Here is a 24,438-nt window from a genome sequence, read left to right as displayed (position 1 = left end):
GCCCACCGGGGGTTGGAGCCATGAACAACGACAACGCTCTGAATGCGAACGTGGGGCTGAAGCTTCGCGGCCTGCGCTTGCAACGAAACATCAAGCAGGCGGATGCAGCGAAGGACCTGGGGGTCTCGCCCGCGTACTTGAACCTCATCGAGAAGGGCAAGCGCGTGATGCCCTTCCCGCTCCTGTGGAAGGCGCTGCGCTACTTCGAGCAGGACCCCGAGCAGTTCATGTCCACGCTGGGCGAGGGCCGCGTGGACGAGGCCCTGGCGAAGCTCCTGGATGAGCCGCTGCTCAAGAGCCTGGACATCGACTCGGAGTCGCTCCAGTCGCTGTCCGCGGAGCCGAAGCTGGCCGGCACCGTGGCCGCGCTGTTCAACCTCTACAAGAACACGCGCACGCAGTTGGAGAACGTGCTCGCGCAGCTCAACGTGGAGGAGCGCACGCGCACGCAGGGCTCCACCTCGGGGCTGGGCGGCACGACGCCGGGCGTCCGCTTCGACTACTCGCCCTTCGACGAGGTCAGCGACTTCCTGGAGAAGCACCGCAACTACTTCCCGGAGCTGGAGGAGCAGGCGGAGGGCCTGCGCCGCGACTTCCGCCTGGAGCAGCAGCTCACCAGCAGCCAGCTCATCCGCATGCTGGAGGAGCGGTTCGACTTCAAGGTGCAGATTGAGCGCGCGGCCAGCGGTTCGTCCGTGGTGCGCCGGCTGGACCTGGACGCGCGCACGCTCACGCTGTCGCCGGACCTCACGGAGCAGCCGCTGAAGTTCCAGGTGGCCGCGTCCATTGGCCTGATGGTGATGGACCGCGAGAAGCTGGTGGAGCGCATCCTGGGCGCGGGCCGCATGCGCCACGGGGAGACGGAGCGCCTCATCAAGGTCAACCTGGCGAACTACTTCGCCGGCGCGCTGATGCTGCCCTACGGCGAGTTCTTCAAGGAGGTGCAGCGCACGCGCTACGACGTGGAGCTGCTCTCCAACGTCTTCGGCACCACCTACGAGACGGTGGCCCACCGCATCTGCAACCTGTCCGACCCCAAGCGCCAGGGCCTGCCCTTCCACTTCCTGCGCGCGGACATCGCGGGGAACATCTCCAAGCGCTACAGCGGCACCGGCATCCGCTTCGCGTCCGGCGGCGGCTCCTGCGCGAAGTGGGCGGTGCACCTGGCATTCCTCAACCCGTCCCAGATCACGCGCCAGTACTCCATCATGCCGGACGGCACGACGTACTTCTGCTTCGCGAAGGTGCAGTTGCAGCCGATTGAAGGCTCCATCGTGAAGGGGACGGCGTACTCCATCGGCCTGGGCACGCACGCGGAGAACGCGAAGTACCTGGCGTACGGCCTGCCCACCAACGACCTGCGCAAGGACGCCATCCCCAGCGGCATCTCCTGCCGCTTCTGCGAGCGCACGGACTGCAACCAGCGCGCGGCGGCCAGCTACCGCTTCGCGTTCGCCTTCGACGAGTACACGAAGAAGGACTGCTTCTTCTCCCCGCTGCTGGTCCACGAGAAGGAGAAGGCCGAGCGCAACGGAAACGCCGAGCCCGATGGCAACGGCCCTGAAGGCGCCGAGAAGCACGATTCGCTGGACAGGGGCGCCCGCCGCCGCAAGGTTCACGAGAACTGACATGCACCCGTCCGACAACGAACGCGCCCACATCGCCGACGCCATCCAGAAGCAGAAGAACGCGCTCGCCCCGCTGCGCATCACCGGCTCGCCCTCGGAGGTGGGCCAGGGGCTGGTCGCGCTGGCGGAGCTGTACGGCATGCTGGAGGACCACGCGGCCAGCCGCGAGCACTACGAGGAGGCCTTCGGCCTCTTCAAGACCGCGGGCAACAAGCCCGGCCAGGCGCAGGCGCTCTTCGGCCTGGGCGTGGTGAAGGCCCACTTCGAGGATCACAAGGGCGCCATCGAGCACATGGCCACCGCCGCCCTGCTCTTCAACGAGGCGCGCGACCGCGAGGGCGAGGCGCTCACCCGCGCCTGCATCGGCGAGTCCCTGCGCGCCATGGGCGAGGTCGACGGCGCCGAGGAGAAGTACCAGGAGGCGCTCATCCTCTACCGCCAGACGCGCAACACCGAGCGCATCGCGCGGCTGCTCCTGGACATTGGCGACCTGCGCATGGCCCGGGGTGAGTACGAGCCCGCCCGCAAGCGCTTCCTGGAGGCCGTGCCGCTCCTGGAGCAGGGCGAGGACCCGGAGGCGCTCGCGCTGGGGCACCTGCTGCTGGGCGAGTCCGAGGGCCTGATGGGTCACCACGACAACGCGCGCCCGCACCTGTTGCGCGCGGTGGACGTGTACGGCGAGCTGCACGACCACGTCTACGAGGCCCGCGCGCGCTGGGACCTGGGGCTGTCCTGCTACTACCTCCAGGACTTCGCCGCGGCCCGCGAGCAGTTCGAGGCGGTGCTGCCCATGTACGAGGACCTCCAGCAGCACGACGAGGTGGCGAAGGTGAAGAACGTCCTCGCGCACTTCGCCGCGCGCGGCGTGTAGCCCCGCGCGCGGTCCAACTCCGGTTCAGGCCTGGAAGCCCGCGCCCACCGCCAGCGCGAGCAACCCGATGACGCCCGCGGCGATGGCGGCGTAACGCCACTCGCCGCGCAGGCCCAGGAGCGTGCCCGCCATCGCCAGCCGCGCCACCGGCGTCACCAGCAGCATGGACGCCGCGCCCTTGCGCAACAGGTCGATGGCCACGTGCACGGACTCGTCGCGCGGCAGCAGCTCCAGCGCGAGCGACGTGACGAACATGCAGCCACTGGTGATGGCCCCGGTGCGCAGCATGCGGGCAATCCACCGTTCCCCGGCGGCGAGCCTCCGGGCCCCCCGGCGCTCGCGTGGGAGCACCTCCGGCTGGGTGATGGGTTCCCTCGGGAGCTCCTCGTGGAACTCCGCGTCCAACGCCACCGACGTCGCCTGCGTGTTGCGACGTGGGGGTCCTGCCTCCGGCACCCGCATCGACGGATGGACACCGGGTAGTTCAGGCTCCGCTTCACTCATTTCCATACGCTCGGCCACAGCCCCTCCCCTCCCTTCCACAACATCTGTCCGGCCACGATCAACAGGACCGCCGCGAAGAGCTTCTTGAGCACCGCGGTCGGGGTCCTCAGCATCAGCTTGCTGCCCACGGACGCGCCGCCCAGCACCCCTACGACCAACGGCGCCACGAGCCCGAGATTCAATTGGCCGCGCCACGCGTACGCCGCGACGCTGGCGGCGCCGGTGACGCCCACCATCAGGTTGCTGGTGGCGCTGGCGACCTTGAAGGGCACGCGCATGCCGTAGGTCATCAGCGGCACCTTCAGCGGGCCACCGCCCACGCCCAGCAGCGCGGACAGGCCGCCCGCCACGAAGGAGCCGGAGATGCCCAGCGGGTAGTTGCCGGGCTCGTAGTTGGCCGCCGTCGCCGGCTCCTGGACGGGGCGGCGCAGGAGCAGCATCTGCAGCGCCACGAAGAGCGTGAAGAGGCCGAACACCACGGCCACCATCGCCTCCGCGACGAAGGCCGCGACGAGCCCGCCGACGATGGCCCCCATCACCGTGGCCAGCTCCAGGGTGAGCCCCAACCGCAAATCACTCAGCTTGTTCTCCACGTAGCTGGCGGCGGCGGCGCAGGAGTTGGCCACCACGCACATCAGGCTCGCGGGGACGGCCTGCTCCAGCGGGATTCCGAAACCCAACACCAGCACGGGCACCAGGACGATGCCGCCCCCGATGCCCAGGAGCGCCCCCAGCCCACCCGCCAACACACCCGCCGCCATGAGGAGCAAGACCGTCATTCCCTATCGAGGATAGGAGGCACTCCCCGCTTCGGATAGCGCCACGCCCCGGGGGGCAACCTGCTCGATCGGTTGGATGCCCTGCACGCGGACACGACCCCGCGACGCGGGCCGTGTGGATCCGTTCACTACGCGGCGGTGGCGCCCAGCGTCCCCTCCGGGAACTCCTCCAGGAACCGCGCGCGCGTGCGCGGCGTGTAGGTGCCGCGCGCCATGTAGCCGTGCAGTCTGCGAATCAAGCCGCGCGTCACCTCCAGCGCGGCGTCCAGCTCCGCCGCGAAGTCGAAGTGATCATTGCGGTACAGCTCCTGGTAGGAGAGCTGCGAGTACGCCGGGAGCGCCCGCATGCGGCCCAACGGGCTGGAGAGGAAGAGCCCGGAGACGTAGAGCCCGCGCACCCAGCCGTCCAGCTCCGCCTTGGTGGGGGCCTGCCCCACGCGGTCCTGCGACGCCAGGCGCACCAGCTCATAGATGCCCCGGCCAATGCCCCGCAGCGGGATGCCGGAGGTCTTCACCACCTGGAACTTCTCGCGGATGCGGGCGGTGCCCACCCCGTCCGTGCCGTCCTGCTGGCGCAGGAAGAAGAGCGTCTGGGCCCACTCCACCTGACGCCGTGCGTCCCAGGCCCGCTCGCCCTTGCGGCGGTGGCGCAGCACCAGTTGGTCCACCAGCGGGTGGAGGCGCCGGTCCAGGCTCAGGTGCATGAAGTACCCCGCGAGGATGGCCAGGCCCGCCTCGGTGCCCACGAGGGCGCCGGAGGCGACGAGCTCCGCCATCTTCAGGCCCAGGCCCACCGGGGCGCTCTCGTGGTACAGCCGCGCGAAGAGGGGCCAGCCGGCCTCCGGCTGCATCATCACCCCCAGGCCCCCGCGCACGCCGGCGCACAGCGGCAGGTCCGGCAGCGCCGCGCCGAAGCGCGCGTACGGCAGGTCCTCGGACAAGGCGCGCACCCAGTCGGCGGGGAGGCCGTCCGGGTGGGCGGCCAACCGTTCGATGGCCGTCAGATGAAGCAACAGGGTGGGCATTGGGAGTGCACAGCTATCCAGCGCGCCGGGGCATTGCAATGCCTCAGTGGCAACCAGCGCTTTGCGAGCAACACGCGGCGCGTCTACAGTCGCGCCCCTCGGATCACCCCCTCCCTCAGCCCAGGAGTCCAAGTCGCCATGCAATTCAGTCTCGTCTCCGGTGAAGCCGCGCCGGTGAGCGGTGAGCTGCTCGTCATCCCCCTCTTCGAGGGCGAGCTGGGTGATTCCGCCCCCGCGCCGCTGACGGCCGCGGACGCGGCGCTGGACGGCAAGCTGCGCGCCGCCGCCACCCAGGAGGGCTTCAAGGGCAAGGTGGACCAGTCCTTCGTCGTGCACACGCTGGGGAAGCTGGGCGCGGACCGCGTCCTGCTCCTGGGCCTGGGCAACCGCGCGCGCTTCCAGCCGGAGGTGCTGCGGCTGGCTGCGGGCCGCGCGGCGAAGACGGCGCAGCGGCTGAAGGCCACCGCCATCGGGTTCCGCGTGCCCGCCACGGACGACGCGGCGATGGCCGTGCGCGCGGTGGTGGAGGGCCTGGAGCTGGGCGTCTACCGCTTCGACAAGTACAAGTCCTCCGCGCGCGAGGACAAGGCCAGCCCCAAGCTGGGCCGCGCCACGCTGTCCCTGCCGCAGGGCACGGAGAAGTCGCGCGCGCTGGAGGACGCGCTCCACCTGGGCCTGAAGCTGGCGGAGGCCGTCAACTGGGCGCGCGACCTGGTCAACGAGCCCCCCAACGTGGTGACCCCCACGAAGCTGGCGCAGGCCGCGCAGCAGGCCGCCAAGGAGGGCGGGCTCAAGGCGGAGATCGGCGGGCGCAAGGAGATCGAGCGCCTGAACATGGGCATGTTCCTGGGCGTCACCGCCGGCAGCGTGCAGGAGCCGCGGCTCATCCACCTGGTCTACACGCCGAAGAACGCGAAGGACGCCAGGCGCGCCCCGCTGGCGCTGGTGGGCAAGGCCATCACGTTCGACTCGGGCGGCCTGTCGCTCAAGCCCACCGAGGGCATGGTGGAGATGAAGACGGACATGGCCGGGTCCGCCGCGGTGCTGGCCGCGATGAAGGTCATCGGCTCCGTGGTGAAGCCGCCCTTCCCCGTGCACGCCTTCATCGGCGCGTGCGAGAACATGCCGTCCGGCACGGCGTACAAGCCCGGCGACATCCTCACCGCGCGATCCGGCAAGACGGTGGAGATCACCAACACGGACGCGGAGGGCCGCCTCGTCCTGGGTGACATGCTCACCTGGGCCGGCGAGCACGAGCCGTCCGCCATCATCGACCTGGCGACGCTCACGGGCGCGTGCATGGTGGCGCTGGGCAGCTACATCGTGGGCGCCTTCGGCGACGACGACGACGCGGTGAACAGCGTGCTCTCCGCCGCGCGCGCCGCGGGCGAGGAGATGTGGCGCCTGCCCGTCAGCGACCTGCAGAAGGACGCGCTGCGCTCGGAAGTGGCGGACATGAAGAACTCCGGCGAGCGCTGGGGCGGCGCCATCAACGCGGCCCTCTTCCTCAAGGAGTTCGTGGGCGACACGCCCTGGGTGCACCTGGACATCGCCGGTCCGTCCAACAGCCCCAAGGAGCGCGGCTACCTCAACAAGGGCGGCACGGGCGTGGGCGCGCGCACGCTGGTGGAGCTGGTGCGCCGCAAGGCTGCGGAAGTCGCCTCGCAGCCGGAGCCCGTGAAGGCCGAGTCCTCCGCGAAGGCCGCCAAGGCGCCGAAGGCCCCGAAGGCCGCCAGGGGCAAGCCGGCCCGCTGACGGTCCCCACGGAGCCTCCGTGCTCCGCGCGCCGTCAATGCAGCGCCTTGAAGGCCTTGGCCTCACGCATCCATCGCGTGGGGGCCGGGGCCTTCGCGCATCAGGGCGTCCGGGGCGTGGACCGCACCGCCACGCTCGGCTCCGGGAGCGGACGGACGCCCGCCATCAGGGCGTCCACGCTCTCCGTGATGCCCGCGGTGGCCTCCGTGGGCCAGGTGGCCAGCATCATCAGCACGCGGCCGGAGTTGCCCTCGCGCACGGCCACCTTGCCGCGCACGCCCTCCCCCACCTGGAAGTCGAACCCCACCGCGTTGTCCGACAGCGCGATGGGCCGGGGGTCGGTGGTGGTGAAGCCCGGCTGCTGGCGCAGCCCCTGCGTCAGCCGCTCCGCGAACTGCACGGGCGTGGCCACGCCGGGCGCCACCTGGAGCACCACCTGCGCGCCCGTCACGCGGTGGCGCAGGATGACGGGGATGGCCAGCCCCTCCGGGGTGCGCTCGTTCGTCTCATCCAACTGCCACTCCGCCGTGGGCCGGATGATTTCGAAGCCGAGGTCCTCGTCCACGTAGCGCCGCGTGGTGGACGCGACGGCGGACTCGTCCGAGGCCGCGCCGGAGCCGCCCGTGCCGGGCTCCGCCTTCGTCACCGCCGTCCGGGACGCGCCGCATGCCGTGCTCAGCAGAAGCACACCCCAGCCCAACATCCGCATCGCGCCCATGTCGCTCGTCCCCCGCCAGCCACCAGCCGTGGGGAGGAACGTGACCACCCACCTCCGGGCCCGCCAGGGGCACATGGGGGCGGTGTACGCTGTCAGACGGTGGAAACTTCCCGGCGGCCCGGCGCTACGTCAGGCCGCCCTGGAGGGTGCGGTAGGTGTTGGCCAGCCGCTCCGCCACGTCCGCCGGCAGCACGTTGCGCGCGGAGAACAGGGCGTAGGACACGAACGCGTCCAGCGCCTCCAGCGCCATGGCCCGGCCCACCGCCTCGCCGCCGCTGGTGGACACGTTGGCGCGCAGCCGGGCCACGTCCACCCGTCCGTCCGGCCCCAGCGTGACGCCGTGGTAGGCCTCCTCCAGGCCCGGCGGCGGCGACTCCACGAAGCCGCGCAAGAGGTCCACGTCGCGGCCCGCCTCGCGCAGCGCGCGGTGCACCAGCGACAGCAGGAGGTTGTAGCGCTCCTCCGCGGACAACAGCTCCCAGGCCATGCCCTCCACCGCGGGGCCCGGGGCGGCCTGCGCCTCCGCGGCCCGGACGGCCAGGTGGCCGCCGCGCACCGCCTCCTCCACGCCGCTGTAGAAGGCGTACTGGCTGCCCGCGTAGGCGGCCCGGAGCGCGCCCAGCGTCGCGCCCTCGCCCAGCTTCGCGAACAGGGCCTCCTCGCCGGGCAGCGCGCCCTGGGGGCCGGGCGCCACGCGCATATCGTCCGGGAAGCGGCGGCGCAGGCGGCCCGTCTCCTCCGCGCGCTTGATGCCGGTGAGCACCAGGTCGCGCGTGCGCTCCGGCAGCTTCACCGCGTCCACCGCCGGGGCCTTCGCCTCCAGGAAGAGGAAGCTGCCCTCCACCATCTCGAAGAGGTTGAGCACCACCTCGCGCACCACGAACGTCATGGCGCTGTAGAGGCTGGCCTCGGAGACGATGCCTTGCGACGTGAGCACCTGGCCGATGCGCCGCGCGGGCGTCACCTGCGCCAAGGCCTGGGTGAGCCGCGCTTCCGTCAGGAGCCCCAGCCGCACCATCACCGCGCCCAGGCGCTCCCAGCGCTCGCTGGAGGTGGCGAACACCACCTGCCCGTCGCGGAAGGCCACCGTGCGGCGCACGGTGCCGTGCTGCACGACGAGCTGGCCGGTGCGGATACCCGAGAGGATCTGGGCGAAGACCTCCTCGACCGAGAGCGTCCCCAGGCTGCCGGCGAAGAAGCCGGCCGCGCCGTGGGACTCCGGGAGGAGCACCAACCCCTCCGGCGCCAGGAAGTGCGCCGAGAGGGGCCGGGTGGGAGAGACGACAGCGGCGAGCGGCCGCTCCAGTTCGAGCGAGGCCGCCTCACCGCTCACGCGGGGCGTGGCCCTGGGTTTGGACGCCACCGCATCCCTCCCTGCAGGCGCCGAGGGCTACTTCGCGCCCTTCAGCTCCGCGTCGATGATGCTCTTGAACTCGTCCAGGGGCTGCGCGCCGGACAGCATGATGCCGTTGATGAAGAACGCCGGCGTGCCGCTGACGCCCACCTTGGCGCCGTCCGCCATGTCCGCCTTCACCTGCGCGGCCTTCTCGCCGGAGTCGAGGCAGGTGTTGAACTTGGCCGTGTCCAGCTTCAGCTCGCCCGCGTACTTCTTCAGGTCATCCACGCCCAGCGCCTTCTGGTTGGCGAAGAGCTTGTCGTGCATCTCCCAGAACTTGCCCTGCTCGTTCGCGCACAGCGAGGCCTCGGCGGCCTTCTGCGCCTGCTGGTGGAAGTCCAGCGGGAACTGGCGGAACACCAGGCGCACCTTGTCGCCGTACTGCTTCGTCACCTCGTCCACCGTGCCGATGGCGCGGCTGCAGAACGGGCACTGGAAGTCGCTGAACTCCACGATGGTGACCGGCGCGCCCTCCGGGCCCTTGGACGGGCCGGTGGCGGCCACCTGCTTGCGCTCCGCGGGCGGGCGCGGGGGCTCGGGCAGCTCGTACTTCACGTTGGCGCCCGCGCGCAGCGAGTCGAAGAACTTCTGGGCCTGCTCCTGCTTCTGCTGGCCGGACAGGAAGTCCACGATCTGCGGCTTCATCTGCTCGTAGGTCGCGCCCGGGGGCAACTGACCCTTGGCGCCCTCGAAGACCTCCTTGATCTTCTCTTCCGGCGGCGCGGGGATCTTGTCGTCGATCTCCGCCTTGAGGAGCTGGTCCTCGGTGAGGCCGCGCTTGGTCGCCTCTTCCTTCACCAGGCGCTCCGTGACGAGCCCCTCCAGGCCGCGCTTGCGCAACTGGTACTTCTGCTTGTCCAGGTTCGCCAGCGGCTCCTTGATGCGCTCGTTGAGCTCACCGAAGGTGACCTTCTGGTTGTTGCCGAAGGTGGCCACCACGGTGTCCGGCGACGGCTCGGCGGCATTGCCAGCCTGGGCCTGCGCGGCGGGCGCCTGGGCATTGGCCGGCGCCTTCTCCTTGTTGCAGCCGGCGGTGAGGGATGCCGCGAGGAGGGCGGCCAGGGCGATGCGAGTAGAGCGCATGGACATAGCCCGCCGACTTAATAGAGGTCCCCGGGACTGGCAAGGAATTGCCAGTCCCGTGTTCAGGCGACCAGGGGCTCCAACTCCAACGCGCCCGCGAGGCTTCCGCGGCCCGGCTCACGCCCTTCCACGTCGCGGCGGCGCGCGGTGACGATGTCGAAGCTGGAGGGGTCCGCCAGCACCTTGCGCACCAGTTTGTGATTGAGCGCGTGGCCCGTCTTGAACGCCGTCATGTGGCCGATAACGGGCCGGCCGAACAGCGACACGTCGCCGATGGCGTCCAAAATCTTGTGGCGCACGAACTCGTCCGGGAAGCGCAGGCCGTCCGGGTTGAGGATGGCGGCCTCGTCCACCACGACGGCGTTCTCCAGCGAGCCGCCGCGCGCCAGGCCCAGCGTCTTGAGCTTCTCCACGTCGCGCAGGAAGCCGAAGGTGCGGGCGCGGGAGATCTCACGCGAGAAGCCCCGGTCGTTCACGTCCACGTCGAAGGACTGGCCCTGGATGACGGGGTGCTCGAAGTCGATGGTGCAACTGATGCGGAAGCGCCGGGCGGGGGTGAGCGAGGCCTGCTTGTCGCCGTCCTGCACCACCACGCTCTTCTTGATGACCAGGTACTCGCGCGGCGCGTCCAGCTCGTGGGAGCCCGCCTCCATGATGGCGTGCGTGAAGGGCGCCGCGCTGCCGTCCATGATGGGCACCTCCGGCCCGTCCAGCTCCGCGCGCACGTTGTCGATGCCCAGCGCCGCCAGCGCGGACATCAGGTGCTCCACCGTGCCCACCTTCACGCCGTCCCGGCCCAGGGTGGTGGCCAGCGACGTGTCCACCACGTACTCCGCCAGCGCGGGGATGCTCACCGGGCGCGCCAGGTCCGTGCGCACGAAGACGATGCCATGCCCCGCGGGCGCGGGCTTCAGGGTCAGCGTCACGGGCAACCCGGAGTGGAGCCCCACGCCGCGGCAGACGGCCGGCTGGGAGAGGGTGCGCTGGAAGTCGTTGAGCTGGAGCATGTCGGTGTCGCCTCTAGGGACTGCTTCGTACTGACATACGCGGGGTATGGCCCCGTCAGGCCGTTCCACGGCGCTCTGACGCGCTGCACATAGGAGCAATCAACATGCCACGCGGCCGTGACACAAGGATTCCCGGAGGGGGTGGCCCTGCCCTTCCCAACCCCCTGGAACTGCTGGCTCGCCGGGGACCGGAACGGGGGGCGGCGAGGACCGGGGCCCGGACACCCCTCTTGGGAAACCCACCACTGCTCCTCCCACCCTGACAGCGATGTCCGGAATTCATCCTTCGAACCCCAGGGCCCCCGGATGGTTTCGCGCCAACCGGGAGTGCGTGTCACCCACGTGACAGCGGCGCGTCTCTATCGCAGGCGAGTGCCCGGAAGCAAACGCACATCCCGGTCTCACCGGGAGTCCGGGGCTTGACGGGAATCGTGACCGGGAGGGTGGGTCAGCGGGCAGGCGGCAGGAAGCGGTCGCGCAGGGCTTCCGCGTCCGGCCGGTCGAAGCCGCGGCCCTGGAGGAGCGAGCGGCGGCTGACGGCGTGGAAGGTGGTCTCCAGCGTCTGGGAGAAGCGCCGGAGGTCCTCCGCCAGGCGGCTGCGGATGCCGGGGCCCTCCGGGGGCCAGGGCAGCTCCACCAGGAGCGAGGTGAAGCGGTCGAAGGCGTCGTAGTCCGCGTAGCGCAGGAGCTGGTAGCCGCCGTCGTGGAAGTAGTCGAGGAACGACTTGAGGGCCTCCAGCACGCGCTCGGCGGCGGCGACGTCCTCCGCGCGCAGGTGGCTTTCAGCGGCGCGGCACAACTGGGCGTAGACCCACAGGTCCTTGCGCAGGCGCAGCGCGGCGTCCTGGGCGCTGGTGAGGTGGGCGAAGGCCTCCTCCCCCAGCGCGCCGTTGGGGGCCAGCGCGTCCACCAGCGCGACGATCTGCTGGCGCAGGAGCGTGGTGAAGGCCTCCGCGGCGCGCAGGGGGGCGGCGGGGTCGCGGTCCAGGTCCACCAGCACCTCGCGGGAGATGCGGTCCGTCTCTCGGGCCAGGTCGCGCGCGGCGCGCAGCGTGGCGGCCTGCAGGTGCTTGGGCCCGGCCTTGGGGGACAGCTCCGTGTGCAGGTAGCTGGCCACGGCGGAGACCTCGCCGCGCACCAGGGACAGGAGCACGCGCACGCGGCGCGGCACGGGCGGCTGCGCCTCCGGGTCCACGTGCGTCAGGTAGTGCAGCACGCGGAACAGGCCCAGGAACGCGGTGGTGAAGAGGGGCCGCGTGTCCGCGGGCAGCGTGCCCAGCACGTCCAGCAGGCGCACGGAGCGCAGCCGGTCGTACTCGACGCGGAACTCCAGCGGGCGGAAGGGGCGGAAGTAGCGGTTGAGGACGATCTCCCGCAGCGTCAGCTTGCCCACGTCCTGGAACAGCGACAGGCCGATGAGCGGCAACTGGAGCAGGTTGTCGAGCAGGTTCTTCAGCGCGTCGAACGCCTCGCGCACGACGAAGAGGCTCTCCGGCGGGGTCTCCTGATCCAGCTCCTCTTCAATCAGCAGCCGGCGCACGCGGTCGTCCGCGAGCTGGGTCTCCACGTACTTGCGGAAGACCATCTTCGGGTCGCTGTCCGGGTCCTGCAGGTGCCGGGCGACGCGCACGGCGCGCTCCATGGCGTCGCGCACGTCCACCAGCTCCTCGTGGAAGTCGCGCGTGACGAGCGGCCGGGCGCGGGCGTCCACCACGGAGTTGTGGAGGTTGAGGTAGCGCTCCACGGCGCGCAGCCACATCTCGAACTCGAAGAGCAGCTCCTCGCGGCCCTCCACCGGGACACCGCGCAGCCAGCGCTCGCGCTCCGCGAGGAAGCCCGCGCGCGTGGCCTGGGAGGCGCGCATCAGGTCGCCGTAGTAGTCGCGGGAACCGGGGAGGACCGTGGGCACGGCGGGCGCGGAGGCTTGGCTCATGGCGGAACGGGGTACAGGCTAGAAGAGCGCCCCTTGCGGGGAGCTGGGAGGCGGCGTCTTCTTGAAGTACTGGTAGGTGCGCAGCGTGGCGGTGCGGCCCCGGGGCGTGCGCATGAGGAAGCCCTCCTGCATGAGGAAGGGCTCGTAGACGTCCTCGAGGGTGTCGCGCTGCTCGCCCACGCTCGCGGCGATGGTCTCCACGCCCACCGGGCCGCCGCCGAACTTCTCCAGGATGGTCAGGAGGATCTTCCGGTCCATCGCGTCCAGGCCGCTGGCGTCCACGCCCAGGCGGCTGAGCGAATCATGCGCCAGGTCGTAGGTGATGCGGCCGTTGCCCTCCACCTGGGCGAAGTCGCGCAGGCGGCGCAAGAGCCGGTTGGCGATGCGGGGCGTGCCGCGCGAGCGGGTGGAGATTTCGCGGCTGGCGGCGCGGTCCATGGGCACGCCGAGGATGCGCGCGGAGCGGTCCAATATCTGCTCCAGGAACTTCGGCTCGTAGTACTCCAGGCGCTCTTGAATCTGGAAGCGGTCGCGCAGGGGGGAGGTCAACAGGCCCGTGCGCGTGGTGGCGCCCACCAGGGTGAAGGGCGGCAAATCAATCTTCATCGCGCGGGCGGCGGGCCCGGTGTCGATGGTGATATCCAGCCGGAAGTCCTCCATCGCCGGGTAGAGGTACTCCTCCACGGCGGCGTTGAGGCGGTGGATTTCGTCGATGAAGAGGATGTCCCGCTCGTTGAGGTTGGTGAGCAGGCCCGCCAGGTCGCCCTTGCGCTCCAGCGCGGGGCCGCTGGTGACGTGGATGCCCACGCCCAGCTCGTTCGCGATGAGGTGCGCGAGCGACGTCTTGCCCAGGCCGGGAGGGCCGGAGAACAGACAGTGGTCCAGCGCGTCACCCCGGCTCTTCGCCGCGGCCACGTACACCTTGAGCTTCTCGACGACCGCCCCCTGCCCCACGTACTCGTCGAAGGTGCGTGGGCGCAGGGAGGCCTCCAACCGGATGTCTTCCGGCTGAACATCTCCCGAGAGGGTGTCGTCGGACTTCCTCGCCATCGCCATTGTGACCCTATACAGCGAAGGGGGCGCGTGTCGCTGCCCTTCTGGCGGCGCTAGACTCGGAGTGGCACGCCGACCGGCCAGCCAGGGGGCACGTCCCCCTGCCCGAAGGGAGTCGCGTCATGATTTCCGCTTCCGCCCCGTTCCGTCCCCTGCCCCTGCTGCCCGAGGCCCGCGCCGAGCGTTCGCCCGGCCCCCGGTTGCAGCAACTGCGCCGCGCCGCGCTGGAGGCCCGCGAGGCCTTCGTCCGGGAGGGCCCGGTAGCAGCGGTAGCCACCTGCGACCTCATCACGTTCCCCTACCCCACGCTGTTCGCCTTCAGCGGGGCGGCGCTGTCACCCGCGCCGTACGTGATGATGACCAACCGCATGCAGGTGGTGCAGTTCGCGGAAGCCGGCACCGGCCAGCGGCGCACGCTGCTCTTCAACCCCACCGACTACGAGCGGGGCCACGCGGCGCCCTTCTACCGCGCGCTGCGCGAGCGCTACGGCGCGTTCCTCTCCGACAAGGTGATGTCCACCCGCCACGGCACGGTGCAGGGCTACCTGGAGCAGTTGGGGCTGACGCCGTCGGACGTGGACTACCTGGCCTTCGACCACTTGCACATCCAGGACCTGCGCGGCTGGCTGGGCGGTGACGGCGCCCCGCCGGTGTTCCCCCGGGCGAAGCTGCTGGTGCAGCGCGCGGAGTGGACCATGGTGAAGCACCTGCACCCCATGCAGCACGTGTGGTTCGTGCCCGGCGGCGCGGACATCCCCGAGGAGCGCGTGGTGCTGCTGGACGGCGACACGTGGCTGGGCCAGGGCGCGGCGCTGCTCAGCACGCCCGGCCACACGCAGGGGAACATGTCCCTGGCGGTGGCCACCGCGAACGAGGTCTTCGTGGTGAGCGAGAACGGCGTGAGCACGGAGAGCTACACGCCGCTCCTGTCGCGCATCCCCGGCGTGCGCCGCTTCGCGGAGCAGATGGGCTGGGAGGTGGTGCTCAACGGCAACACGCGCGAGGACTCGCTGGAGCAGTACGCGTCCATGGTGGTGGAGAAGCTCTTCGCGGGCCCGTCCGCGCATGACGCGTCGTTCGTGAACTTCCACCCGTCCTCGCTGCTCACCGCGCACCTCTTGGCCCCGGGCCTGGGGCCCACCGTGGTGCTGCCCGCGCCGAACACGGGCGGGCTGCACCCCACGCCCGCGGCGCGGCGCGCGGCGTAGGCGCCGCCCTCAGGGCTCCACGAGGGCGCAGCGGGCCGCGGGGAGGAAGGGCAGCGCCCAGGGCTCCTCCCCCTGGCCCGGCTCCGTGGCGAGGAAGAAGACGGAGCTGCCCGCGCGCACGAAGCCGTGGGGGTTCGCGTCCAGCCCGGCGGGGGCGATGTCGCGCATCGGGTCCACGCGGCCCGGTTCGCCGTTGGAGTACCAGCCCTCGCGGCCCCGGCCGGCCGTCGTCGCGGAGAAGAAGAGCCAGCCGTCCACCACCGCGAAGGCCATGGGGGCGCTGCCCTCGGGGCCCGGCGCCACGTCCTGCACCAGCACCGTGCCCTGCGCCGTGCCGTTGGAGCGCCACAGCTCGCGGCCGTGCACGCCGTCATCCGCCGCGAAGTACAGCCGCCCGTCCAGCACCGTCAGCCCGGAGGGCTGCGAGCCCTGGGGCCCCGGCCGCACGTCCTTCACCAGGCGGGTGCCCGGGAGCGTGCCGTCGCTCCTCCACAGCTCGCCGCCGTGGGACAGGTCCCCGGGCTCGCCGAAGAAGCCCTCCGCGCCGGCCATGAAGTACACGGCGTTGCCCAGCGGCGTGAGCTCCGACGGGTAGTCCCCCGCGAAGTGCCTGAGCGGGAAGGTGAAGAGGGGCTGGCCCCGCGTTACCCAGAGGTCCGCCTCGCCGAAGCCCAGGTCCACGAGGAAGAAGAGGCGGTCCTTCCCCGCCGGCGTCAGCGAGAAGACGACGGACTGCTCCGGGCCGCGGAAGAACGCCCGGGAGGTGCCGGTGCTCCCGTCCATCACCCACAGCGTCACCGCGTCGCCGTACGCCACCAGCGCCAGCCGCCCGTTCCACTCCGTCAGCTCGTCCAGGAACAGCGAGTTCGGCCCCGGGGCGAACTCCTGCGTGAGCCGCGTGCCTCGCGCCGTGCCGTCCGTGCTCCACAGCTCACGGCCGCGCCCGCCGTCATCCGCGGTGAAGTACAGCCGGCCGCCCACCACCGTCAGCGCGTCCGGCGCGCTGCCCCGCGGCCCGGGCCGGATGTCCGCCACCAGCGCCGTGCCCTGCCCGGTGCCGTCAGACCGCCACAGCTCCGGCCCGTGCACGCCGTCATCCGCGACGAAGAACAGCCGCGCACCCATCCGCGTGAGGAAGCGCGGCGTGCTGCCGTACGCCCCGGGCCGCACGTCCTTCACCCGGCGCGCCTCCGTGGCGCTCCCGTCCGTCACCCACAGCTCGCGGCCGGACACGCCGTCATCCGCGGCGAAGAAGGCCTGACCGCCCACCTCCACCAGCGCCTCCGGCGCCGAGCCCTCCGCGCCGCGCCGGACGTCCCCCACCGGCCGCGCCGAGGGGCCACACGGCTGCGGACCTCCGGCGGCCTTCGGCTCCAGCGCCGCCGACACCTCGCCCAACGCCGGCACGTCCTCGCCTTCCGGCGCGCCGCACCCCACCCCAATGACGCCCGAGAGCAGCACCACGACGATCGGAACACCACGCCACGCCGCCATGACACACGCCTCCTCGGCGCGACGCGGTCCGGGGGGACCACCGCGCCTGAGCTGGAATTTGATATTTGCAGCGGAATGGGCCAGCTCATGGCCGGCCAGGATTGCTCAGGGGTGTCGGACCGTGAGCGGCGTGGATCGCCAGATGATGGCGGACGAACGCCAGGAGCGTTCGCCTCGCGACGACGGCGGATTCCTACTGGAAAAAGCCTTGCGCGTATCTTCCGAGGATTTCCTGCCCTGTGCAGCACCGCGTCTCGCCCTGGAGGGCGAGGGCGGTGTGCGGAAGTCAGGGGCTGGAGCGCAGGGCCTTGAGGGCTTCGCGGAAGAGCGCCTGGAAGGTGGCGTCCGGGCCCAGCCGCTCGATGACGACGTCCGCGGCCTTCTCCGCCTGGGGCTGCTTGTAGCCCAGGTTGAGCAGCGCGGAGACGAGGTCCGCCTTGTTGCCGGAGGTGACGGGCGCGCGCGGGGTGGTGCCCTTCGCGATGCCCTCCGAGTGGAGGTTGCGCACCTTCTCCTTGAGCTCCAGGACGAGCCGCTCGGCGGTCTTCTTGCCCACGCCGTGGATCTTCGCGAGCCGGCCCGTCTCACCGCGCGACAGCGCCGCGATGAGCTCGCCCACCTCCATGCCGGACATCACGCCCAGGGCCATGCGCGGGCCGATGCGGGACACGCTGTTGAGCAGTTGGAAGAGCTCCTCCTCCGCCGGGGAGAGGAAGCCGAAGAGCTCGAAGGCGTCCTCGCGCACCACGGTGCGGATGCGCAGGTCCACCGGCTGGCCGTCCTCGGGCAGCTTGCCCAGCGAGACGGTGGACAGGTTCACGCGGTACCCCACGCCGTGCACGTCGATGACGGCGTCCTCGGCACCCTTCTCCAACACGTTGCCACGCAGCCGGGCGATCATCGGCGGGCCTCCGGGCGCTGGTAGGCGGACGACAGGCGGTCCGCGAGCACCGACGCGGCCCCCTTGCGCTTGCCGTTGCCGGGAGCGCTGGCGCGGGGCATGCCCACGCGGAACTGGTTCAGGTGGCACAGCGCCACGGCGAGCGCGTCGCTGGCATCCGCGCGCTCCAGCGTCGCCTCCTCCACGCCGAGCAGCGTGCGCACCATGCGCGCCACGGCGTCCTTGCCGCCCGCGCCGCTGGCGCCCACGGACTTCTTCACGCTGGCGGGGGCGTACTCGTGCACGGGCAGGCCCGCCTGCGCCGCGGCGAGCAGCGCCACGCCGCGCGCGTGCCCCAGCACCAGGGCGCTCCGGGCGTTGCGGAAGGTGAAGAGCCCCTCCACGGCCACGGCCTCCGGCTGGTAGCGCTGGAGCGCGGCGCTCAAGGCGGCGTGCAGGTCCTTCAGGCGCTCAGCGAGGGGCGCGGACTCCACCACCTTGATGACGCCGTGGCCCAGGTGCACGAGCTTGCCCTTCTTCTCCTCCACCACCCCGAAGCCCATGAAGCGGCTGCCAGGGTCCACGCCGAGTACCCGCACAGGCCCGTTCCTTTCCCACGCGCCCTTCCGGGGCATTACGTGGACAGCGACTCCATCAGGGACTCGTCGATTTCGAAGTTGGCGTGCACGTGCTGCACGTCGTCGTTGTCGTCGAGCGCGTCCATCAGCTTCAACAGGCGCTTCGCGTTGTCGCCTTCCACCTTCACGGTGTTCTGCGGCACGAAGGTCCACTTCTGCTCGCCCAGGGGCAGGCCCGCGGCCTCCAGCTTCGCGCCCACCGCGTGCAGGTCCGCCGGGGCGGTGCGCACCTCGAAGCCGTCCGGCCCCTGGTCCACGACGTCCTCCGCGCCCGCGTCCAGGGCCTGCTCCATCACCTGGTCCTCGGTGGGGCCGGGCTTCACGGTGATGACGCCCTTCTTGTGGAACATCCAGCCCACGGCGCCCTCGGCGCCCATGTTGCCGCCGTAGTTGCCCAGGAGGTTGCGCACGTCGCTGGCGGAGCGGTTCCGGTTGTCGGTGAGGCACTCGATGATGAGCGCGACGCCGCCGGGGCCGTAGCCCTCGTACGTCACCTCTTCGTAGGACTCGCCGGCCAGCTCGCCCGTGCCCTTCTTGATGGCGCGCTCGATGGTGTCGCGCGGGATGTTCGACTCGCGCGCCTGGGCCACGGCCACGCGCAGGCGGGCGTTGCTGGACGGGTCACCGCCGCCCAGGCGCGCGGCGACGGTCATCTCCTTGATGGCCTTGGAGTAGAGCTTGCCCTTGGCCACGCCCAGGACGGCATTCCGGCGTTTGAGTTTCGACCAGCGGTTGTGACCGGACATGGGGGGCGGCTTCGGCGTGGGGTGGACGGGCGTTCAGCCCGGGGCGCTCCCGGCCTTGTGCCCCGAGCAGGCCGCCCGAGTCAAACCCTCACGACGCGTCCGGCCCGGACTCCGGCCCCGATTCGGGCGCCAGGACGGGCTCGAAGAGGCGGGGCGGCCCCGCGGACTCCCGGGCGCGCTCGCGCTCCTCCACCAGGATGGCGGGCACCAGCACGCCCAGCATGAACAGGCGGGTCGCCGCCTCGTAGGCCAGGGCCTCCGGGAAGCGGCACTCCAGCAGCATCGCGCGCACGGTGCGCCGTCCGTCGAACAGGCGCACCACCTGCTCCACGTCCTCCGGCAGCGAGGGCAGCTCCCGCGCGAGCCGGTTGAAGTCCACCGTGAGCCGCGCCGCCAGGGGCAGGCCCTTGACGCGCAACTGTTCGAAGCGCTCCAGGCCGGGCACCACCTGGTCGCACAGGAACGGGCGGTCCATGGAGAAGCTGCCCCGCTGCAGCTCCGGGCCGAACGTCACCGTGTACGCGCCCGAGCCGAAGCACAGGAGGCGCCGGAACGCGAGGCAGCCGCGCTCGCCATGGAAGGTCGCGTCCACCACCTGGCCATGGCGGAAGACGAGCGCGCCGGCCTCCTCCGACAGCACCACCCGCCCCGAGCGCACGCCGGACAGGAGCGCGCGCATCAGCGCCACGAGGGGCAGCGTCGCGGTGTGCGCGTCGTAGACGTCCTCCTCGCCGCGCCGCCCCGCCTTGAGCCGCGCGAGCACCGCCACGTCGCGCGCGTCCACCGGCTCCACCAGGTACTCGTCCGCGCCCACGCCCGCGGCGAGGTCGCGGTGGAACTCCTCCGCGCACTTCGCCACCAGCAGCACCGGCAGGTGCGCGGACTTCGGGTCCGCGCGGAGCACGCCGCAGAGGCTGAAGCCGTCGCCGTCCGGCAGGTCCGCGTCGATGATGACCAGCCGGGGCCGCTCGGCCTTCGACTCCGGGGGCGCCGCGTCCGGCCGCGTCCCTCCCGGATCCACGCCCAGCAGCTCCAGCGCCGCGCGGGCCCCGTCCACGTGCACGGGCCTGAAGCCTTCGCGGGCGAGCGCCGCCGCCACCACCGGCCGCGCCGTCTCCCCCACGAGCAGCACCCAGCCCCCGGCCCCACCCGGAAGGTCGAGTGCTTCACGACCTGCCGCGGGCATGGAGGTTTCAGGAGGCGGTGCGACGTGGAGGTAGGCAACCATGGATTCCCCATTCTTCCAGTGATCCCGGCCGGATGTACAATCCGCCCCCAAGTCCCTGGGTTCGTTGGGTTTTTGCCAGCCTGCATCCCAAGCTAGGGTGCGCGGCCATGACGCGCCTCGGACCGCTGCTCGCCCTCCTCGCCGTGCCCGCCCTCGCCTCCGCCCAGGACGCGGAGGTCTCCTTCTCCCAGGAGGACCCGCTGGGCTCCGTGGTGGCGCCGGTGATGCTGCCCGCGGGGGCGACGGCGCTCTATGGCTACACGGGCGCGCCGGAGGTGGGCGTGGGGTTCCGGCAGGGGCTGGGCGCGCTGGAGGTGGAGGCGCGGGCGCGCTTCGACTGGTTCAAGCTGGCCGCGTCGCTGGAGCTCGTGGGCCGCAAGGAGGTGGTGCGCAGCGGGGCGTTCGGGCTGGCGCCGACGTTGGGCGTGGGCCTGGTGCTCAACTCCGGCTCCACGTACATGGACGACGACAACTTCTCCGGCGTGCTGGTGCGCATCCTGCCGGGGATGGTGGCGGGCTACCGCGTGGCGGACACCGTGGCGGTGCTGGGCCTGGTGGACCTGCCCATCGACCTGGGGCTCACGGGCGACAAGCAGCGGCGCTTCCAGGCGCTGGGCGGCCTGGGCGTGGAGGTGTACCTGGGCGGCAACCTGTCGCTGCTCGCGGCGGGACAGGTGGGCGTGGAGACGTTCCAGGAGCGCGCGGGCGCGGGCCAGACGCGGCTGGGGCTCACCGGGCGCGTGGGCCTGGGGACGCGGCTGTTCTGACTAGAAGTCCGGCGGAGGGCTCTGGCGCGGCGTGCCCATCATCTCCAGCGCGCGCATCGCGACGCGGATGAGCGTCTGGGCGCACGGCTCGCAGCCTCCGCCGCAGCAGTGGGGCCAGCGTCCCTCCGGGTCGCGCAGGAGCGGGCGCACGCTGGACTGGTAGTAGCTGGGGAACTGGAGCTCCTCGCTCGCTCGCGCGAGCGCGTCATCGAGGCACAGGGGCGCGGGGGCGGGGACGTCGGACACGCTCCGGTACATACCAGCTCAGAGCAGGGACGTCTGCGCCGGGGCCTCCGTCGCGGCGCCGTCCGCGGGCTGGCAGTGCGCGCACCAGTGCGTGTTGCGGCCACCGACGCGCAGGTGGGACACGGGCGTGGCGCAGCGGGGACAGGGCGCTCCCGTCCTGCCGAAGATGTTGCGCCGGTGCTTCGCCTGTCCCTGCACGCCGAACAGGTCGCGCTGCGTGCCGCGCAGCCGCAGGCCCTCTTCCAGCACGTCGCGGATGCCCTGGTGCAGCCGGACGATTTCCGCGGGGGACAAGGACGACGCCAACCGCCGGGGGTCGATGCCCGCGACCCACAGGCTCTCGTCCGCGTCGCGGTTGCCCAGCCCCGCGAGCACGCGCTGGTTCAGGAGCACCGTCTTGAGCGGGCTGCGCCTGCGGCGAAGCTGCTTCGCCAGGACCTCCGGAGTGAAGGCCTCATCGAGCGCCTCCGGCCCCAGCTCCTCCAGCTTGAGCTGGGACGCCAGCAGCGCCGTGGGCCCCAGCGCCACGCGCGCGTAGCCCAGCGTGTCCGTGAGCTGGAGTTCTTCATTGCCCTCCAGCGTGAGGACCACGAGCGTCGCGGGGGGCCGTTCGCTTCCCACGGGCCGTAGCTGCAGCTCGCCCCAGAGCATGAAGTGCAGCGCGAGCGTCTGCCCGTCATCCAGCGTGAGCAGCATGAACTTCGCGCGCCGCTCGGCCGCGAGCACCTTGCGGCCCCGGAGGTTCTGGATGAAGTCCGGGGGCGAGGCGAAGCGCACCGCCGCGGGCACCCGCACCTCCGCGTCCACGAAGCGCCGGCCCACGACGGCCTGCTTCAGGTCTCGAACGATGATTTCGACTTCAGGGACTTCCGCCACGCGCAGGCCTCCCCCACGGGTCACAACGTAGGAAGGCCGCGAGGTAACGCCATGGGTTGAGCCCTGCCGGCCGGGCGCCTCGTCCGACCGCCGGGCGTCCGGCCGGACGAGGGGGCACCGCCCTGCCCCATCTCCTCGTCAGGCGCGCACCGTCACCTCGTGGACGTCGCGCTCCAGCTCCCGCACGTCCACCTTCACGTCGAGGAAGTGCGCCATCGTCTCGCGCTGCGTGAGCGAATGGCTGTCCAGCGCCACCGTGCGGAAGTGGCCGCCCTTCGCCAGGGCGCACAGCAGGAGGAGCTGATCACACAGGTGCTCGCCCACGGGCACGCCCGCGTCCAGGTAGCGCTTCACCTTCGAGGCGACCTCCTCGGCCACGGCCTCCGCGCGCTTGCCGCGCTCACCGAAGCCGGTGAAGACCTCCGTCACGTGCTCGCTCTCCACTTCCACGCGCAGCACGTTGCCCGGACCGTAGGCGCGCTTGAGCTCCTCCGGCCGCTGCTGATCCGGCCGCAGCTTGAGCAAGGCGGCCACGGTCTCCAGCTCGCGCTTCGCCACGTCGAAGGGGATGGAGGCCACCTGGGCCACGGCCTCCGTGCGCAGCACCTGGCCGCGCTCCAGCAACTGGAGCGGCTGGAGCTTCGCGGGGTGGATGTCCACGCGGAACCGTCCGCCGCCCGCCGGGTAGTAGCCGGGCCGCTCCAGCGCCACGTCCACGCGCGGGCCCATGCGGCGCAGGAGCGGCAGGTACGCCTTCTCCAGGAACTCGAACGGCGGCGCCGCCGGGTTGTGCGTCCCGCCCTCCAGCATCAGCGTGGAGGCCCCTTCCGCGTGCAGGAGCGCGGGCAGCACCGTCTGGAGCACCAGCGTCGCGCTGCCCGCCGTGCCCACCGCGAAGTGGTAGTTGCCCGCCGACAGCGCGCGCGGGTGGAAGACCACCTGCTTGGAGCCCAGCTCCGCGCCCGTCACCTCCGCGGCGCCCACGGCCTCCGCGGCCTTGAGCGCGGTGAGGTGCTGGCGCAGCAGGCCCGGCTTGGCGCGGCCGGCGCGAACATTGACCATCTCGAACGGCGTGCCCGTCACCAGCGACAGCGCCAGCGCGGTGCGCAGCACCTGGCCGCCCCCCTCCCCCTGTGAACCATCGATGCGAACCATGTGCGTGGTGCTCCTTTGCGCGCTCGCGGACGTGTGCAGCATCCCATCCCTGATTTCAAAAAATAGCGGCGCCCGCTCCCCCCACGTAACGGCCGCTTGCGCGGACCTCTTCGGGGGAACGGGCGCCTCGGTGTCTTCATCCCGGCATGTGCACCTCCGCGGGCGGCGGGTGGAACGACGCTTCGGCTATCCCTTCACGCACACCACCTGCTTGAGCGTGTGGACGACCTCCACCAGGTCCGCCTGCGCGGCCATCACGGCGTCGATGGGCTTGTACGCGGCCGGCGTCTCGTCAATCACGTCCACGTCCTTGCGGCACTCCACGCCCGCGGTCGCCTTCGCGTGGTCCTCCAGCGTGAAGCGCTTCTTCGCCGCTTCGCGCGACATCACCCGGCCCGCGCCGTGGCTGCACGAGTGGAAGGCATCCGCGTTTCCCTTCCCGCGGACGATGTAGGAATGGGCCCCCATGCTGCCGGGGATGATCCCCATGTCGCCCTCGCGCGCCCGCACCGCGCCCTTGCGGGTCACGAAGCAGTTCTTTCCGAAGTGGTGCTCGCGCGAGATGTAGTTGTGGTGGCAGTTCACCGCGGACTCGGACAGCTCGAACGCGGGCAGCTCACCGCTCGCCTTCAGGGCCTCCACCGCCGAGTGCAGCATGAGCTCGCGGTTCATCGCCGCGAAGTCCTGCGCCCAGCTCACCGCGAAGACGTAGTCCTCGAAGTGCTCCGTCCCCTCCGGCAGGTACGCCAGGTCCGCGTCCGGCAGGTGGATGAAGAAGCGCTCCATGTCCTGCTTCGCCAGCTCGATGAAGTGGCTTCCGATGCGGTTTCCCACGCCGCGCGACCCCGAGTGCAGCATCAGCCACACGCCGTCCGACTCATCGACGCACAGCTCGATGAAGTGGTTCCCCGTTCCCAGCGTTCCCAGGTGCGCCAGCTCCGGCCCACGGCCGATGCGCGGGTGCTTCGCGACGATGCGCGCGTACCCCTCCGCCAGGCGGGCCCACGCGGCGGTATGCGTCGCGGGCGAGTCCTTCCACGCGCCGCGGTCATTCCGGCCGCCGTTGTCCGTACGGCCGTGCGGCACCGCCGCCTCGATGGCCGAGCGCACCCCGCGCAGCGAGTCCGGGAGCTGATCCGCGCGCAGCGTCGTGCGCACGGCGATCATCCCGCATCCGATGTCCACGCCCACCGCCGCCGGCACCACCGCGCCCACCGTGGGCACCACGCTCCCGACCGTCGCGCCGTAACCGCGGTGCACGTCCGGCATCACGGCGACCCACTTGTGGATGAAGGGCAGGCCGCGGAGGTTGCGAAGCTGCTTCTTCGCCTCGTCCTCGAACGGCACCCCCACCGTCCACGCCTTGATGGGGCGGCCCGCTTCGTCCGACAGCACCTCGTAGTTCGCGTTCATGCGGTCCATGGCTCTGCACCTTTCGGTCGTTCGAC

Annotated in this window: 23 protein-coding genes; 5 read left to right on the top strand and 18 right to left on the bottom strand. The window is 71.4% G+C overall.

All coding sequences use genetic code 11. The features are described from left to right. Positions 1-20 precede the first annotated feature (20 nt). Both K8612_RS17535 and K8612_RS17530 read left to right on the top strand, forming a co-directional pair. Positions 21-1,628, top strand: a complete 1,608-nt coding sequence (locus K8612_RS17535) for a short-chain fatty acyl-CoA regulator family protein (protein ID WP_223741782.1) — start codon at positions 21-23, stop codon at positions 1,626-1,628. Between the two features lies 1 nt (position 1,629). After that, positions 1,630-2,499, top strand: a complete 870-nt coding sequence (locus K8612_RS17530) for a tetratricopeptide repeat protein (RefSeq protein WP_223763097.1) — start codon at positions 1,630-1,632, stop codon at positions 2,497-2,499. A gap of 24 nt (positions 2,500-2,523) precedes the next feature. Here K8612_RS17530 and K8612_RS17525 read toward each other — a convergent pair whose 3' ends face one another. The 3 genes from K8612_RS17525 to K8612_RS17515 all read right to left on the bottom strand — a co-directional run bounded on the left by K8612_RS17525 (position 2,524) and on the right by K8612_RS17515 (position 4,807). After that, on the bottom strand, positions 2,524-2,961 hold the full coding sequence (locus K8612_RS17525) for a hypothetical protein (RefSeq protein ID WP_223741888.1): 438 nt from the start codon (positions 2,959-2,961) through the stop codon (positions 2,524-2,526). Positions 2,962-2,999: 38 nt separating this feature from the next. After that, positions 3,000-3,782, bottom strand: a complete 783-nt coding sequence (locus tag K8612_RS17520) for a sulfite exporter TauE/SafE family protein (RefSeq protein WP_223741784.1) — start codon at positions 3,780-3,782, stop codon at positions 3,000-3,002. 128 nt (positions 3,783-3,910) lie between these two features. Next, entirely contained in the window at positions 3,911-4,807 is an 897-nt protein-coding gene (locus K8612_RS17515; RefSeq protein ID WP_223741785.1) for a hypothetical protein, read from the bottom strand. 138 nt (positions 4,808-4,945) lie between these two features. On the opposite strand from K8612_RS17515, the gene K8612_RS17510 reads away from it, so the two are divergent. Then, the gene (locus K8612_RS17510; protein WP_223763096.1) at positions 4,946-6,562 is read left to right on the top strand and encodes a leucyl aminopeptidase; all 1,617 of its coding nucleotides are present in this window, start codon (positions 4,946-4,948) and stop codon (positions 6,560-6,562) included. Positions 6,563-6,662: 100 nt separating this feature from the next. Here the strand turns inward: K8612_RS17510 and K8612_RS17505 are convergent, their stop codons facing one another. The 6 genes from K8612_RS17505 to ruvB all read right to left on the bottom strand — a co-directional run bounded on the left by K8612_RS17505 (position 6,663) and on the right by ruvB (position 13,755). Next, entirely contained in the window at positions 6,663-7,280 is a 618-nt protein-coding gene (locus K8612_RS17505; RefSeq protein WP_223741889.1) for a hypothetical protein, read from the bottom strand. Between the two features lie 124 nt (positions 7,281-7,404). After that, complete coding sequence (locus K8612_RS17500; protein WP_223741787.1) at positions 7,405-8,643, bottom strand: DUF4388 domain-containing protein; 1,239 nt, start codon at positions 8,641-8,643, stop codon at positions 7,405-7,407. A 27-nt stretch (positions 8,644-8,670) separates the two neighbouring features. Continuing rightward, on the bottom strand, positions 8,671-9,765 hold the full coding sequence (locus tag K8612_RS17495; protein ID WP_223741788.1) for a thioredoxin domain-containing protein: 1,095 nt from the start codon (positions 9,763-9,765) through the stop codon (positions 8,671-8,673). A gap of 56 nt (positions 9,766-9,821) precedes the next feature. Continuing rightward, positions 9,822-10,766: a UDP-3-O-acyl-N-acetylglucosamine deacetylase gene (gene lpxC, locus K8612_RS17490; RefSeq protein ID WP_223741789.1), complete on the bottom strand. Its 945-nt coding sequence runs from the start codon at positions 10,764-10,766 to the stop codon at positions 9,822-9,824. A gap of 448 nt (positions 10,767-11,214) precedes the next feature. Further along, complete coding sequence (locus K8612_RS17485; protein WP_223763095.1) at positions 11,215-12,699, bottom strand: hypothetical protein; 1,485 nt, start codon at positions 12,697-12,699, stop codon at positions 11,215-11,217. A gap of 18 nt (positions 12,700-12,717) precedes the next feature. Next, entirely contained in the window at positions 12,718-13,755 is a 1,038-nt protein-coding gene (gene ruvB / locus K8612_RS17480; protein WP_223741791.1) for a Holliday junction branch migration DNA helicase RuvB, read from the bottom strand. A gap of 119 nt (positions 13,756-13,874) precedes the next feature. Here ruvB and K8612_RS17475 point away from each other — a divergent pair, with 119 nt between their 5' ends. After that, entirely contained in the window at positions 13,875-14,960 is a 1,086-nt protein-coding gene (locus K8612_RS17475) for a hypothetical protein (protein ID WP_223741792.1), read from the top strand. A 9-nt stretch (positions 14,961-14,969) separates the two neighbouring features. Here the strand turns inward: K8612_RS17475 and K8612_RS17470 are convergent, their stop codons facing one another. The 5 genes from K8612_RS17470 to K8612_RS17450 form a co-directional block, all read right to left on the bottom strand. After that, complete coding sequence (locus K8612_RS17470) at positions 14,970-16,454, bottom strand: ELWxxDGT repeat protein (RefSeq protein ID WP_223763094.1); 1,485 nt, start codon at positions 16,452-16,454, stop codon at positions 14,970-14,972. A 286-nt stretch (positions 16,455-16,740) separates the two neighbouring features. Then, positions 16,741-17,355 carry a Holliday junction branch migration protein RuvA gene (gene ruvA, locus K8612_RS17465; RefSeq protein WP_223741794.1) on the bottom strand — a complete coding sequence of 205 codons (615 nt, stop codon included), beginning with the start codon at positions 17,353-17,355 and terminating at the stop codon, positions 16,741-16,743. Continuing rightward, on the bottom strand, positions 17,352-17,933 hold the full coding sequence (gene ruvC / locus K8612_RS17460) for a crossover junction endodeoxyribonuclease RuvC (protein ID WP_223741795.1): 582 nt from the start codon (positions 17,931-17,933) through the stop codon (positions 17,352-17,354). The genes ruvA and ruvC overlap by 4 nt, the downstream gene beginning before the upstream one ends. A 35-nt stretch (positions 17,934-17,968) precedes the next feature. Beyond that, positions 17,969-18,718 carry a YebC/PmpR family DNA-binding transcriptional regulator gene (locus K8612_RS17455; protein WP_223741796.1) on the bottom strand — a complete coding sequence of 250 codons (750 nt, stop codon included), beginning with the start codon at positions 18,716-18,718 and terminating at the stop codon, positions 17,969-17,971. Positions 18,719-18,806: 88 nt separating this feature from the next. Next, entirely contained in the window at positions 18,807-19,946 is a 1,140-nt protein-coding gene (locus K8612_RS17450) for a PleD family two-component system response regulator (RefSeq protein ID WP_223763093.1), read from the bottom strand. Positions 19,947-20,053: 107 nt separating this feature from the next. Here K8612_RS17450 and K8612_RS17445 point away from each other — a divergent pair, with 107 nt between their 5' ends. Further along, on the top strand, positions 20,054-20,713 hold the full coding sequence (locus tag K8612_RS17445; RefSeq protein WP_223741798.1) for a hypothetical protein: 660 nt from the start codon (positions 20,054-20,056) through the stop codon (positions 20,711-20,713). Here the strand turns inward: K8612_RS17445 and K8612_RS17440 are convergent, their stop codons facing one another. The 4 genes from K8612_RS17440 to K8612_RS17425 all read right to left on the bottom strand — a co-directional run bounded on the left by K8612_RS17440 (position 20,714) and on the right by K8612_RS17425 (position 24,412). Beyond that, positions 20,714-20,971, bottom strand: a complete 258-nt coding sequence (locus K8612_RS17440; RefSeq protein WP_223763092.1) for a hypothetical protein — start codon at positions 20,969-20,971, stop codon at positions 20,714-20,716. It lies immediately after the preceding gene. A 6-nt stretch (positions 20,972-20,977) separates the two neighbouring features. Further along, a complete protein-coding gene (gene mutM, locus K8612_RS17435; protein ID WP_223763091.1) occupies positions 20,978-21,835 on the bottom strand; it encodes a DNA-formamidopyrimidine glycosylase in 858 nt (285 codons plus the stop codon). Positions 21,836-21,973: 138 nt separating this feature from the next. After that, on the bottom strand, positions 21,974-22,990 hold the full coding sequence (gene rtcA, locus K8612_RS17430; protein ID WP_223763090.1) for an RNA 3'-terminal phosphate cyclase: 1,017 nt from the start codon (positions 22,988-22,990) through the stop codon (positions 21,974-21,976). A gap of 186 nt (positions 22,991-23,176) precedes the next feature. Next, complete coding sequence (locus K8612_RS17425; protein WP_223763089.1) at positions 23,177-24,412, bottom strand: RtcB family protein; 1,236 nt, start codon at positions 24,410-24,412, stop codon at positions 23,177-23,179. Between the last annotated feature and the right edge of the window lie 26 nt (positions 24,413-24,438).

It is taken from the genome of Corallococcus sp. AS-1-6 (genome assembly GCF_020037015.1).
Lineage (GTDB): Bacteria > Myxococcota > Myxococcia > Myxococcales > Myxococcaceae > Corallococcus.
The sequence above is the reverse complement of the archived record's forward strand: the minus strand, read 5'-3'. Positions and strand labels throughout refer to the sequence as shown.

Excerpts from the sequence above, each read along its gene's own strand:
- K8612_RS17535 (WP_223741782.1), top strand. The coding sequence starts at position 21 with ATGAACAACGACAACGCTCTGAATGCGAACGTGGGGCTGAAGCTTCGC.
- K8612_RS17530 (WP_223763097.1), top strand. The coding sequence starts at position 1,630 with ATGCACCCGTCCGACAACGAACGCGCCCACATCGCCGACGCCATCCAG.
- K8612_RS17525 (WP_223741888.1), bottom strand. The coding sequence starts at position 2,961 with ATGCGGGTGCCGGAGGCAGGACCCCCACGTCGCAACACGCAGGCGACG.
- K8612_RS17520 (WP_223741784.1), bottom strand. The coding sequence starts at position 3,782 with ATGACGGTCTTGCTCCTCATGGCGGCGGGTGTGTTGGCGGGTGGGCTG.
- K8612_RS17515 (WP_223741785.1), bottom strand. The coding sequence starts at position 4,807 with ATGCCCACCCTGTTGCTTCATCTGACGGCCATCGAACGGTTGGCCGCC.
- K8612_RS17510 (WP_223763096.1), top strand. The coding sequence starts at position 4,946 with ATGCAATTCAGTCTCGTCTCCGGTGAAGCCGCGCCGGTGAGCGGTGAG.
- K8612_RS17505 (WP_223741889.1), bottom strand. The coding sequence starts at position 7,280 with ATGGGCGCGATGCGGATGTTGGGCTGGGGTGTGCTTCTGCTGAGCACG.
- K8612_RS17495 (WP_223741788.1), bottom strand. The coding sequence starts at position 9,765 with ATGTCCATGCGCTCTACTCGCATCGCCCTGGCCGCCCTCCTCGCGGCA.
- lpxC (WP_223741789.1), bottom strand. The coding sequence starts at position 10,766 with ATGCTCCAGCTCAACGACTTCCAGCGCACCCTCTCCCAGCCGGCCGTC.
- K8612_RS17485 (WP_223763095.1), bottom strand. The coding sequence starts at position 12,699 with ATGAGCCAAGCCTCCGCGCCCGCCGTGCCCACGGTCCTCCCCGGTTCC.
- ruvB (WP_223741791.1), bottom strand. The coding sequence starts at position 13,755 with ATGGCGATGGCGAGGAAGTCCGACGACACCCTCTCGGGAGATGTTCAG.
- K8612_RS17475 (WP_223741792.1), top strand. The coding sequence starts at position 13,875 with ATGATTTCCGCTTCCGCCCCGTTCCGTCCCCTGCCCCTGCTGCCCGAG.
- K8612_RS17470 (WP_223763094.1), bottom strand. The coding sequence starts at position 16,454 with ATGGCGGCGTGGCGTGGTGTTCCGATCGTCGTGGTGCTGCTCTCGGGC.
- ruvA (WP_223741794.1), bottom strand. The coding sequence starts at position 17,355 with ATGATCGCCCGGCTGCGTGGCAACGTGTTGGAGAAGGGTGCCGAGGAC.
- K8612_RS17455 (WP_223741796.1), bottom strand. The coding sequence starts at position 18,718 with ATGTCCGGTCACAACCGCTGGTCGAAACTCAAACGCCGGAATGCCGTC.
- K8612_RS17450 (WP_223763093.1), bottom strand. The coding sequence starts at position 19,946 with ATGGTTGCCTACCTCCACGTCGCACCGCCTCCTGAAACCTCCATGCCC.
- K8612_RS17445 (WP_223741798.1), top strand. The coding sequence starts at position 20,054 with ATGACGCGCCTCGGACCGCTGCTCGCCCTCCTCGCCGTGCCCGCCCTC.
- K8612_RS17440 (WP_223763092.1), bottom strand. The coding sequence starts at position 20,971 with ATGTACCGGAGCGTGTCCGACGTCCCCGCCCCCGCGCCCCTGTGCCTC.
- rtcA (WP_223763090.1), bottom strand. The coding sequence starts at position 22,990 with ATGGTTCGCATCGATGGTTCACAGGGGGAGGGGGGCGGCCAGGTGCTG.
- K8612_RS17425 (WP_223763089.1), bottom strand. The coding sequence starts at position 24,412 with ATGGACCGCATGAACGCGAACTACGAGGTGCTGTCGGACGAAGCGGGC.